This is a genomic window from Ruegeria sp. CK2, assembly GCF_056536585.1.
Genome location: NZ_JBQFPW010000015.1, coordinates 25669 through 38158 on the forward strand (window position 1 = coordinate 25669; position 12490 = coordinate 38158).

Annotated in this window: 10 protein-coding genes and 1 tRNA gene; 6 read left to right on the forward strand and 5 right to left on the reverse strand. The window is 53.1% G+C overall.

The window, feature by feature from the left end; genetic code table 11:
- Positions 1-36: 36 nt before the first annotated feature.
- Positions 37-270: a FitA-like ribbon-helix-helix domain-containing protein gene (locus tag ACR0BU_RS19315; RefSeq protein WP_480738575.1), complete on the forward strand. Its 234-nt coding sequence runs from the start codon at positions 37-39 to the stop codon at positions 268-270.
- A gap of 406 nt (positions 271-676) precedes the next feature.
- Here the strand turns inward: ACR0BU_RS19315 and ACR0BU_RS19320 are convergent, their stop codons facing one another.
- A complete protein-coding gene (locus tag ACR0BU_RS19320) occupies positions 677-4588 on the reverse strand; it encodes a hypothetical protein (protein ID WP_480738577.1) in 3912 nt (1303 codons plus the stop codon).
- A gap of 310 nt (positions 4589-4898) precedes the next feature.
- On the reverse strand, positions 4899-6257 hold the full coding sequence (locus ACR0BU_RS19325; RefSeq protein ID WP_480738579.1) for a hypothetical protein: 1359 nt from the start codon (positions 6255-6257) through the stop codon (positions 4899-4901).
- Positions 6258-6415: 158 nt separating this feature from the next.
- On the opposite strand from ACR0BU_RS19325, the gene ACR0BU_RS19330 reads away from it, so the two are divergent.
- Positions 6416-7087, forward strand: a complete 672-nt coding sequence (locus ACR0BU_RS19330) for a hypothetical protein (RefSeq protein WP_480738581.1) — start codon at positions 6416-6418, stop codon at positions 7085-7087.
- Between the two features lie 215 nt (positions 7088-7302).
- Here ACR0BU_RS19330 and ACR0BU_RS19335 read toward each other — a convergent pair.
- A tRNA-Ala gene (locus tag ACR0BU_RS19335) sits at positions 7303-7378 on the reverse strand.
- Between the two features lie 143 nt (positions 7379-7521).
- Positions 7522-7848: a TIGR02300 family protein gene (locus ACR0BU_RS19340; protein WP_298937178.1), complete on the reverse strand. Its 327-nt coding sequence runs from the start codon at positions 7846-7848 to the stop codon at positions 7522-7524.
- A 100-nt stretch (positions 7849-7948) separates the two neighbouring features.
- Here ACR0BU_RS19340 and ACR0BU_RS19345 point away from each other — a divergent pair, with 100 nt between their 5' ends.
- The 3 genes from ACR0BU_RS19345 (at position 7949) to ACR0BU_RS19355 (ending at position 10565) form a co-directional block, all read left to right on the forward strand.
- The gene (locus tag ACR0BU_RS19345) at positions 7949-8644 is read left to right on the forward strand and encodes a M48 family metallopeptidase (RefSeq protein WP_480738583.1); all 696 of its coding nucleotides are present in this window, start codon (positions 7949-7951) and stop codon (positions 8642-8644) included.
- Between the two features lie 30 nt (positions 8645-8674).
- Positions 8675-9322, forward strand: coding sequence for a GntR family transcriptional regulator (locus ACR0BU_RS19350; protein WP_298937176.1), 648 nt, complete (start codon positions 8675-8677; stop codon positions 9320-9322).
- Positions 9323-9434: 112 nt separating this feature from the next.
- Positions 9435-10565: a lytic murein transglycosylase gene (locus ACR0BU_RS19355; RefSeq protein ID WP_480738585.1), complete on the forward strand. Its 1131-nt coding sequence runs from the start codon at positions 9435-9437 to the stop codon at positions 10563-10565.
- 4 nt (positions 10566-10569) lie between these two features.
- On the opposite strand, the gene ACR0BU_RS19360 is transcribed toward ACR0BU_RS19355, so the two are convergent.
- The gene (locus tag ACR0BU_RS19360; protein ID WP_298937174.1) at positions 10570-11532 is read right to left on the reverse strand and encodes an acetyl-CoA carboxylase carboxyltransferase subunit alpha; all 963 of its coding nucleotides are present in this window, start codon (positions 11530-11532) and stop codon (positions 10570-10572) included.
- A 124-nt stretch (positions 11533-11656) separates the two neighbouring features.
- On the opposite strand from ACR0BU_RS19360, the gene ACR0BU_RS19365 reads away from it, so the two are divergent.
- Positions 11657-12490, forward strand: a complete 834-nt coding sequence (locus tag ACR0BU_RS19365; protein ID WP_480738697.1) for an AraC family transcriptional regulator — start codon at positions 11657-11659, stop codon at positions 12488-12490.

A 12490-nucleotide genomic window follows, 5' to 3' on the forward strand; every position in this document is an offset into this window, starting at 1 on the left:
TAGGATATGATAGTAGGTTCCGAAGTGGAGGTTCCAATGGCGAATTTGACTGTCAAAAACTTATCGTTCGAAGCTTATGGGCGTCTGCGAATTATCGCAGCGGAACGAGGTGTAAGCATCGAGGAAGCCGCGCGGCAACTTCTCGACGACGTGTCACGACCGTCAGAAAAAGTTGGTGATGTAATTGTGGAATACGTACAGAGCCTGAACGCGTTTCTTCCTGAAATCAAGCGGAGCGACGAAGCCCCAGAACCGACAGACTTCAGCTGACTTTTTAAGGTGCGATCATCTTTGTTTCAGTAAATGGTCGCAGATCAAAGCCTGGTTTCATCGGCCCAGTGGTAAAGCGAACAGAAGTCCCCACAACCCAAGCCCTCTACTCCAGCTTCTTTTCGCGATAGGACTTCCGTTTCGATGTGGGTCATAGAAGGTGCCGTGCACCACAGCTACTCAACCAGGGATTGCTTCACATAACACCCTTTCAGCGATGTTCTCACTTTGTTATTTCACCCCTGTTCTACTTTTGATTGTAGAAGGGATGTTTAAAGTGAAGGGTCCCGCCGATGTTTCAAGACGGGATACTCGCGCAGGTATTCTTCGACTATCAGCGGTCTCCCAGGTTGCGAAAGCCCCCGACTAACGCACTGTAGATGGGCCCCCTAGGATTTTGCGGTATTTAAGTGATCTCTAGCCCAAAGTTTTGAGCAATTTCCTCGTACGTCACCAAGGCGACGTTATGCGTTTCTGTAATCGACGAATATTGTAACGGTGTCGCGTCGCTGAAGAGCAAGACGCGATCAATCTGGTTGATCTCCATGTCCAAGAAGCTGGCCACCTTGTCGGTTTCCATTTCAATGGCTTCACATCGATCAAGATGCTTCCTCAGATCATCTTTCTTGCCTTTGTCCTTTACTGCCCCTTGATACTTTTCAAGCCGCTTCGCGATTTCACCGATTGTCTTGTCCGTCGATAAATCCTTGCATTCAATTACAAGAACACGACCCTCTGCATCATTCCAAGCCATCACATCCACGTCACCAAAACCTTGTGTCTTCTTTCTGTTGAATATCTGCCCGTCAGAAAGATTGGCTCGTGCTTTCCAACCGATTTCACGGAAGCGCCTAGCAACCTTTTCATTGAATGCTTCCCCGACCTCGGCGTTGATCCGATCAATCCATTTAAACATAGGGCCATTCTTGCGGAATAGTCGCCGCTCAATATCACCCGTGCGCGCTCCAATAATGAAGTTATTCAAGTGAGTTGTAACCATCGCAGGAGCGATAATGAAGGACGGGTCATCCGCATCATCCAGCTGAATAATTGGACGTGTGACAATGGATAGTGGCCTCTGAAACCTCCAAGGCGCCCAGGCCCAATCTCCCAAACCCGCAGGCGAGCAATTCCATGTCTCGCGCGGTGTATAGATAAACGGATCGAGGCAAGTCTGCACATTTTCCGGTGTAAGGTTTGTCTCCTTGACTAGACGGGCAACCAGTTCTGAGCGTGTCCATTTTATCAGTGCCTTCCTCTCGTCCTCCAAGACGTTATGAAAACCATTCCAAACCGCTTGCATGACATCGAACGGGCAGTCGTATTCGTCCTGCCAAACACCTGCAAAATCAGTATTCCGCTTCTCGTGCTCTGAAGCCTCCTCACTATCGGCTGTTTCGGTTTCAGCATCTTCTTCGACTATTTGCTCTGTTTCGCCAAAATGGCTTCCATAGCTTGCACTCGCTCGTGTCAAACCCGCCCCTTGATACATTTCTCCAAAGGGATTTATGACTTGATCTGAGAAACCATGATCCATCATGACTTCTCCAGCAAGCGACAGTTCTATTTTGGGAGGCATCGCTCCCGACCTAATTGCATCAGAATATCCGCCCATATGGTGCATGAATGAAGCCATCACCATCAATGGGCCGATATCATGGTGACCGGGAACTAACCCTTCCCCCAAAGGACACTCGCACAAAGCCGCTTCCACGATGATACGCGAAGTCATACAAGTGGCATTGAGTTGGCCTAGCTTTTCAACGGCCTCCTCAGACGCCAGTGCTGTTTCATCGCTCAGAGCCTCGACTGCGCCGAAGGTTCGTTTCCAAGTGTCGATCTCTTTAGAGGCACATTCATGGTTGCGCAGACATAAATCAACCACTGCACTTCTTTCGAAAACCGATAAATCAGACTTAAATTTCGAGACCAACGCACGCACTAAGTCTTTCAAAAACTCAGTACAGTCGTTTACCCCTTCGATTTGGTACGGTGCGGAGCGTTCTTGCGCCATCCAGCCTAGGCCAAGACGCAGGGTGGCATCGTCAAAACGAGAAATAAAAATAGGGTCGTCTTTTAGGTCTTCGCGAATAAAATCATGTGCCTTGGGAACTGAAAACGCATGAAAGTGGCGAGCTCTGTCTGATTTGACCACAGATTGAGTCATGATCGACACATGCGTATCGGTGGCATTCATTCCTAATAAGTTGAGAGAAGCCTCTATGATCGACTGTACCAGCGAGCGCTCAGCCAGATTGTCGACGCGCCTTTGAGCAGATAAGAAACCTTCATTCACGGTTATTAAGCATTCATGGCAGTTCGGGCCATGTTCAATGTCTGTCTGCGAGAAGAGGGACATAACCTCTGCGTTTGTCAAAGCTGGATCATTCCCATCCGGCATTGCTGTGTCGTCAAAGTGAAGTTTGCAAAGAATTATTTTACCCGATGGAGTTTCTGATTGCTCGTCTAGATGTTTGAACACGAACTCTGCCCAATGGTTTGCCATGCTAAGCATTTGGTACCGAACGTCGGGATCGAGTTCTTTTGCGGCTGACACGTCAACCCAATAAAGATTGTTCTGCCCGATGTAGACAGAGCGGAACGTATGCGTCTTGAAAGCTTCTATGTCGGCGTAAAACGGCGAAAGTGTTTCTGAACCATAGCGTGGGGATCCGTGAACGCGACGCAAGCGAGCAACTTCGCCTTCCGGGTTTCGAATGGCTTTGATGTCGGTGCCCATGTAGGCTTTGAAGCGTGGCAACAAAGCACATGTCATTGGTATCGTCATCCCACCAATTGGTTTTTCGTCTGCCGTGTTGCGAAACTCATCATGCTTGATGATGTGGCCATCGTTGCCAACCATCCAACCGTAGAGGTTCAAAAAGCCGTTGCCGTTCAAGAAGCTGAAACCAAGAGTTTCGAACCGATCTTGAGCATCTCTAATCCTGAGAAGGTCAAGTACATCGAATGATGGGGTGTGATGTAACGTAAGCAAGTCGTGTGGAGGGATCATCTCCGAACGCCACTTATCTGGGTTTTCATTTAGCCCAATACCAAAGTATCGGCCCCAACCGCAGGGTACGATAACGGTGAACCCCTCACGGAAACCCTCGTTCTCTGAACATACCTTATGCGTGTGCTCAATGCACTTCCCAACCAACACGGAGTCTGCGTCACTTGCGTTCATTGATGCGAACGAGCCGTCCTCGAAGCCATCGAAAGTATCGAAGACAAAAAGAAGGTGAAGGTAGCGGCCTTCATCGATCTCTTTCACCAATTGAGAGATCGTTTGATTGCCAATCCGTTGCGTTTGCAAGGGTGGAGGAGCCGATTTCAGAATACCTTCATTTGCAAAGTGAGCAATATACGCTCGAACCAATGCTTCTTCGACCCGCTGCTTCATGCCGGTATTGATGCAGTAGGTGATGGAAAAATGCCGGATAGCGAGGCCGATACAAGATGGAAGAAAGACAACAACGCCATCTTTGCCTTGGGTAATGGGCATTGCTTCTAAGGGTGTATGGCCTGACGAAAAGTCACCAAGATTGGGGAATGCATCTTGTGCGATAAAAAATGGGTTCAGAGACTCGACAGAAATGCCCAACGAGACAAGATCGTTCATTGAGAACATCACTCGCGAGCGCAACTCAGAAATCACTCTATTGTCCGGAGCTCCAAGATGCGATCGAGGTGCCACCTCTCCGACACAGTATGCTGGAAGACCTGCGCGTTCCGCTATGGCGTCAGACAGCTTCAGTATAGAGTGTATGGCATCCTTGATGAAGAGAAATTGCCCGCTTGAGGGCATACTTTCAATGATCGTCAAAAACAGCTGTGTGTAAAAGCGATTACCTTCGCTCGTACCTTCAAATAGGCGATATGTACTCCCTTCGAAGGTAACATTTGTCAAGAAAACGTCTTCAGCTGCATCTTCTTGACGCCCGCAAGTTCCACTATCAAGTTTATTGAACCAAGCAGCTATTTGAGAAGGTTTAGGTCTATTTTTGCCCTTAGCGTAGAGAAAGGTCAGGTGGACCAAAACATCCAAGCGAAACGCGTTGGATTGCAACTCCGGTAACGTGGCCATCCCGCCAAAAACGGCGAGACAATCTAAGAAGCGGCATTTCCCAAGGGCTCTACTCACGACTGGATACTCAGAGCCGAAATCTTTGAATGTATTGCTTAGCTTGGGAGGAACAAAGCCGGCAGGATCAATGTCAGAATTGAAGGAAACAATTGCGGAATGTGCATCTGGAGGTCCTGCCTTGCCTTTAACAAAGTCCGAAATCAATTGGAAAAATTCATTTTCGTCTGCCACATATGCCTCATTTTTTTGACCAGACAGATATCTGTCAGGTTCGCCTTTTGTAATCTCGAATTTTCGGCTCCCCGTTGGCTATGGGTTTAATACAACGAGGCAATTGGGTGGATGTATCCCACTGCTTTTTGCGCCGCACCATATCTGGAGGTTCGTTCGGACGACTACACGTGCCGATTTCGCTCCCGAGCCAACCGTTGCTATTCTGTCATGCCTTGGCAAAGAAATGTGAGCTTCTGGTGGGTGCGCGCTTAAAAAGACAATCAGACTACAGATCTACGTTTCAAAGAGCTTAGTCTGAAAAGCAAAATCAACCATCAAAGTCCTCTGCATCTTCTGCGATTGCGTCGATGGAAACGTCCTCAGCGGTTGGCTTATCCTGTTTGATCCGCGGGGCTGATTTTTTCCAGACAGATAGATTTGCGCCTACTTCGCCGTAAAACAGAGGAACGACTTCTTCCAAATCTGATATGAAGTTGGCCTGTTGTGTAAACCGCCCGCCGAGGCGCTTTGATAGGAAAACGTGGAAGCCGTGCGTAACCAGATGGTCCTTACCTTCTTGGCAAATATCAATGTCTTCCCGCAGATCTGAGACCAAGTGTTGCGTCGGCTCGCTAGCACCAGGCCAAAGCAAGCGAACATACAGCCCCTCCATGTTATCGACTTTTATCTGTCGCAGGAGCCAATTCAACCTAGCTTTTGTCGATTTCTTATCCTCAGGCGCTCGGATGGTCATACCGACGTCGACGCACCGTCGCTTCAGGTCTGCAGTGACTTCGATAGGGGCTGCCGTGTCAGGGACATCCAATGCGCATTGTAGCTGGTGCTGTTCGCGAAGCATCAGCAGTTCATCCTTTTTCCGCTGAGCCGGATCACTGATGTGCTTGCGCGGCAGTTTCTCACTAACGGATGTTTCCACCAATCGGCTCAAGATCAGCGACAGGTCTCGTGTTTCCTGGTGCCAAGCGTCGACCACGATCTGTGCCTCTGGCGACCGTGCTGGAATGACGCCGCCAGACGACACCAGTTTGTTGAGATCGCCCCATTCCTTGGGCATCCTATGGAAGCCCTGGACGCCAGCGCTCTCATGATTGAGGAAGCGCCTAAGCTCATTCAGCAACAGTAGCTGGTCCTTGTCCTCGACCTGCTCATTGCTGATCAGCAACTCCGCAGTCGTGACCACATGCATCCAAGACCAGTGATACACGGGAATCTTGGACCTGCTCTTCCTGACTTCCTCAACAGGGTGCGCTGTCGGCGTAGTCGCGAATTGATTAGATATCGTGATTACGCAATCGACGCCGTTCTCTTTGGCAAGAGCACGGTATCGTTCAATTTGCTCGGCATCGAGGGCGTTGTTCCCAACTTTGGTTTCAACAAGGGCCTTCCACTCGCGAGAGCCAACCTTCAGGACAATCAAGCCGTCGGGCCGATCCTTGATCGTCTTGGATTGGTTCTTGAACACAACCTCGGTGAAAGCATGAACCTGGGCCCGTTTTCCTCGCTTCTGGCCTATTGACTGCAGCAGCGCGGCTCCGAGCTCTTCAATCTGAACCATACAGGCCAGCACAATGGATGTTGTTCGGCCTTCCTTTGACGTGGTTGAGAGAACGGGGAACAAACGGGCAGCTTCGCCTTGAGCCAAGTAATCTGGCAACTTTTCAGTCATCTATGCGCCTACAACTTGAAATTGAATATCATGTCTCAAATAGACAGCCGCTGCAGCTTTCCGTCAAGTTTTCAATGAGGTATCGTCCTCAGAACGTTGAGGGGTACAGCCTCTCGTGTCGCTGGGAGACCACGATTGTTTGGGAGTAGCGCATTTCAATGAAGTTCCATTCTGATTGGAAGCTCATGCAATGGCAGTCAGTTGAACGAGTTGCCAACAATGACTTAACGCGTGTCGTCGCGTTGGTGCCGATCATTGGGTATCTGATCCTGTTCAACGACCAAATCGCAGAAATAGCTTCATTTCGGCTGATCGCAGGTGTTGAACCGGGCGCAGAAACACCGTTTTATCTGACCGGCTTGACCAAGATGAGGCTAGTATTCTTTGGTAGCCTACTATTGCTGATTTCCAATTTGATCTTCCGGATTTTTCGTCCTCAGGTTTTGGACCTAGCCAAGGGAGACATGGAGTTTGCCGCTAGAGTCGGTGAACGCTATAGCGTCCATGAGCTTGCCAGCATGGAAGCACAAGTGTTTTCCGATCATTGGAAGCCGAGATTGCAATTGTTCTGGAAAGTGCATGACAAGTTCAGGAACAAGAAGCCGCTGGTTTCAGGCTACCGGCCTGATGTGCGAACATTCATGTTCAACAAGCATGGCGACTACATCAGCTACCTTTCGCGAGAATGGTGGGCCGGCGAGATGCATACATTCCGTTTGGCGCGCTTCGTGTCACTAATTCTTGGGATCACGGGAATTGTGTTGCTAGCGTTTCCAACGCTGGACATCACACAAGCCGTCTTCGGAGATGTTTTTCTGGGACTTTGGTGACTCAGTTGACCGCTGTCTTCGGAATTGTACGTAAGCGAACGGCCGCATTGGACTGAGAGCTACGAATGCAATGATAGAGTTCCGCAGGTGCAGCAATGATGGCATGGGGTTCTCTTTAGTTCACTGCACAGCGAACTTAGTTCCGTTTCGGCCACAAAGGAAAGTTCTGCTGCCAAAAAGGAAGAACTATGGGTGGCGCATCATCAATTAGGATTTGGTGGAGCCTAGGGGAGTCGAACCCCTGACCTCTTGCATGCCATGCAAGCGCTCTCCCAACTGAGCTAAGGCCCCATACTGGTACCGCATCGGCGGTGGGCGGACGTTTATGAGACGGCGCGGTTGAGTTCAAGTCCAAAATTGGATTTGCGAGAAAAGTTTCCGCACGCGTCGGCCGCGAGTTGGTACGAGGCGGCCGCTGCCGCCTCGTACCGAATTTAGCTTTCGTCTTCTGCCGCGATGTCGGTGATTTCGTCCAACGATACATCATCGTTGCCGTCATCATCATCGTCCAGAAGATCGTCGTCGAGTTCGACGTCGACGGTATCATCCTCTTCAAGAGTCACTTCTTCTTCGGATGTTTCTTTGCGCGCCTTGGCCGACGCAGCGTCTTCGGCATCTGCCGCAATCATGCGGCTTTTGCCGGTTTCAAGCTCCACGACATCGCCGGTGTAGGGGCTGATGATCGGGTCTTTGTTCAGGTCGTAAAATCGCTTACCGGTGGTCGGGCAAACACGCTTTACGCCCCATTCTTCCTTGGGCATGTCAAATCCCCTTGATATCAGGTGTGTCGTCTAAATGATTCAGCTCACCTGCCACAGGCGGCGGGCACTGTCAAAGCCTTTGCGCAGGAGAAATTGCAATATGGAAGATCACGCATTGCCGGGGACGCCTCCTGTGCCGCTGACATTGCGAAAATCAGCGCGTGCGCGGCGTATCAGTTTGCGGATTTCCCAATTGGATGGGCGGGTTACACTGACTTATCCGCAAGGTATTCCCGAGTCTAAGGCGCTGAGTTTTGCGCGCACCAAGGAAGAATGGATAAGGCAGCACCTACAAGAACAGCCAGTTCTGGCAGAGGTTCAAGTCGGACTGACGATCCCAGTTGAAGGGTCTGACCGCCGAATCGTTCCCACGTCCGGCCGACGGGTGTTGTTGCAGCCCGATGCGGTCGCCGTTCCTGCCGGGGCCGAGCCGCGTCGATTGGCTCGGTTTTTGAAAGAACTTGCGCGGGATCGATTGACCGGAGCCTGCGATGACTATGCGGCGATTCTGGGTCGTTCCTATAACAGCCTGAGCCTTCGTGATACGCGGTCCCGGTGGGGGTCTTGCAGTTCGCAAGGTGGGCTTATGTTCTCATGGCGATTGATCCTCGCGCCGCCAGAGGTCTTGCGCTATGTGGCAGCGCATGAGGTGGCACATCTGGTCGAAATGAACCATTCGCCCGCATTTTGGTCGCAGGTCGAGCGAATATTTGGCCCGTACGAAAAGCAGCGTCGATGGTTGCGGGATAATGGGGCAGAATTGCATCGCTACAGGTTTGATGCATCGCCCAGTTGACCCCAAAGGTTTTTGTGATCACATGGGGCTATGCTAAGTACACGTCCAACTGACAGCCAGCCAGCCACTCATGACCGGGTGTATCGCGCCCTTCGATCACGCATTATGCATGGCGAGATTGCCCCGGGCCAGGCGCTGACGTTGCGTGGCATCGGCAAGGAATTCGGAGTGTCGATGACGCCGGCGCGCGAAGCTGTGCGCCGCTTATCCGCCGAAGGGGCGCTGTTCTTGTCATCATCTGGACGCGTGTCGACTCCCGAGCTTACAAATGACCGGATCGAGGAACTGGCCGCGCTGCGAGCGCTTCTCGAGGTTGAACTGGCCAGCCGGGCTTTGCCACGCGCGCACATTGCTTTGATCGACCGGTTGCAGAGCATCAACATGAACGTGGCTGAGATGGTGACCAAGCGCGATGCGGTTGGATACATTCGCGCCAATCTGGAATTCCACCGGACGCTTTATCTGCGCGCGCAAGCCCCAGCAATGTTGGCGATTGCCGAGACGGTGTGGTTGCAACTGGGCCCCACGATGCGCGCGTTGTACGGGCGGCTCAGACGCACCGAGCCTCCTCATTATCACAAACTGATTATCGCTGCGCTCAAGGCCGGAGACGAGCCAGGGCTGCGGTTGGCCGTGCGCTCGGATGTGACCCAAGGTCTGCGTCTTTTGGTGAGTTGAGCGGCTTGTTGCCGACCTGCCAACCGGCTGCAAGGCAATGCGCACAGTTCTGGTCTGAGAAAGCCGACTGCGTTACGCTGAGGCAAATCACAAACAAGAGCAGATTACAGTCATGATCAATCGACGGACCTTTTCTATCGGGCTTGGGTCAACATTGCTGGCCGCCTGTACAGGTGGCGGAGTGCCATCCAGCGCGCCAGCATCGCGCATGCGACCGGTTCCCAACACAGGTTGGGATGCGTGGGTAACAAATTTCAAAGGGCGTGCTGTCTCTCAGGGAATTTCTCAGACCACGATCGACCGCGCTTTCGTCGGGGCAGGGTATCTGCCTGATGTGATCGAGCGTGACCGCAATCAAGTCGAATTCAAACGCTCGCTGGAAGACTATCTTGCGATCGCAGCCTCGGATGAGCGCATCAGTACCGGTCAGCAGATGCTGCAACGCTATGGCCCCGTTTTGTCGCAGATCGAGTCGCAGTATGGCGTCGACAAAGAAGTGGTCGTCGCCGTCTGGGGGCTTGAAAGCCGCTATGGCGAGCGACGTGGTGACGTTCCTGTGGTCTCGGCGCTGTCGACCTTGGCCTATGACGGGCGGCGTGGTCAGTTCTTTGAAAGCCAGTTGGTCGCGGCGATGAAAATTCTGCAGAATGGCGATACGACACCTGCCAATATGACGGGCAGCTGGGCCGGAGCCATGGGGCACACCCAGTTCATCCCAACCTCTTACCTGGCCTATGCCGTGGACTTCACCGGGGACGGGCGCAGGGATATCTGGTCAGATGACCCGACGGATTCACTGGCTTCGACAGCCGCGTACCTGTCGCGCGCCGGCTGGGTACGTGGGCAACCCTGGGGTGGAGAGGCTGGAACAGTATCCGGTACACCGGTGGCCGTTCTGCAGCCACAGACACCGGGACCACGGATCGCCGTATTCCGCAACTTTCAGGTGATCAAGCGCTATAACAACTCGGTCAGCTACGCGATTGGCGTCGGGCATTTGTCAGACCGGATTGCGGGTGGTGCGCCGTTTCAGGCCTCATTCGGACCAGATGCCACCGGCCTGACGCTGGAAGATCGCAAGGACCTTCAGCGCCGCCTGACGTCGGCAGGATATGACACGCAAGGTGCGGATGGTGTGATTGGTAAAAACACCGAAGCCGCGATCAGCGCGTATCAGCGGGCCAATGGTTTGCCGGTGACCGGAGACCCGTCTGTTACGCTGCTGCGCCAGCTGGGTGGTTGACGGTTTAAGCCGCCAACCCTTTTGAGCCGATATCCAGAAACTTCTGACGGCGGTCCTTGATCAGGGCCGCCGAATCCTTGCCGTCCAGCTCTTTCAGCATTGCAGCGATCGCGGCCCGTACCGATTCAACCGTTGCTTCACGGTCCCGATGGGCGCCGCCTTTGGGTTCGGTGATGATCCGGTCACAAACGCCTAGCTTGTAAAGGTCCTGAGCAGTCAGACGCAACGCTTCGGCCGCCTCGCGCATCTTCTCGGAATCCTTCCACAGGATCGAGGCGCAGCCTTCAGGTGAAATCACCGAGTACACTGAATGCTCCAGCATCGCGACGCGGTTGGCTGTGGCAAATGCGACCGCGCCACCCGACCCGCCTTCACCGATAATCACGGAAACCAGAGGCACACCAATCTTCAGGCACATCTCCGTCGACCGTGCGATGGCTTCGGACTGGCCGCGTTCTTCGGCACCTTTGCCCGGATACGCGCCTGCTGTGTCAATCAGAGTGATCACCGGCAAGCCAAAGCGCCCCGCCATTTCCATCAGGCGTACAGCCTTGCGGTACCCTTCGGGCCGCGCCATGCCAAAGTTGCGTTCGATCCGCGACTTTGTGTCCGAGCCCTTTTCGTGCCCGATCACCATGACGGGCTGATCGTTGAACCGCGCCAGACCACCGATCACCGCCAGATCGTCAGCAAAGTTTCGGTCGCCCGCTAACGGGGTAAACTCAGTGAAAAGCGCATCAACATAGTTGTTGCAATGCGGGCGCTCAGGGTGACGCGCTACCTGACATTTCCGCCAGGGGGTCAGTTCTGCATAAAGCTCGTCCAGCAGTTTGGCGGCCTTGGTATCCAGCGCAGCTGCTTCTTCGGCCACGTCCATCTCTTCGTTGGCGCGGGCCAGCGCACGCAATTCTTCGGCTTTGCCTTCGATCTCGGCCAGCGGTTTTTCGAAATCCAGATACTGGGTCATGACGCCTCTCAACGCGGAAGTTCCCTGCTATATGACCAAAGGTCGCCCGGGATGCAACTCAGCAAGATTTGTGGGTTGGGAATATGCGACCTCGGTAGGGCAAGCAGACGAAAGGGATATCCTTATGGCCACAAGCTATGAAGACCGCGTATTGCGCGTATTGGCCTATATCCATGACAATCCCGCAGGTGACCTGTCTTTGGACACGCTGGCGGATGTCGCAGCCATGTCGCGGTTTCACTGGCATCGTGTTTTTCGCGCGCTCACTGGTGAAACCTGTGCGCAATCCGTGCGGCGCTTGCGGTTGCACCGCGCCGCCATCTGGCTGGTGCAATCGGACAAGCCAGTTGCACAGATCGCGGTCGAGGTCGGTTATCCCAATCTAAAGTCTTTTGCGCGGGCCTTTTCCGAGGCCTACGGCAGAAGCCCCACAGCCTTTCGCAAGGCCGGGCAGTTTCTGCCAGCCAACCCTCATTTCAAAACCGGAGAATATCCAATGCATCCCGTTACAACACGTACCGAACCCGCACGTCGCGTTGTCGCCCTGCCGCACAAAGGGGCCTATGGCGAAATAGGCAAGAGCTTTGAGGCCTTTAGTGCCCTGTGCGAGTCGCGCGAATTGTGGTCCAAGGTGGGCCCGGTGATTGGCCTGTACCTCGACAGCCCTGACACGGTGCCCGAAGATCAGCTGCACAGCTTTGCGGGGGCCGAATACCGAGGGGATCAGACACCTGAAGGAATGGATGACCTTAAGATTCAGGGTGGAAAAACGGCAGTGCTGACGTTCAAAGGACCGTATTCCGGCCTTCACGCCGCCTACCACAGCTTGTTTGGCAACTGGCTTCCGGAATCGGGTGAAGAACCGGCAGATCAACCGTGTTACGAGATCTACCTGAACGACCCCCGTGAAACCCCGCCAGAAGAACTGCTGACCGAAATCTGCCTGCCGCTGAAGTGA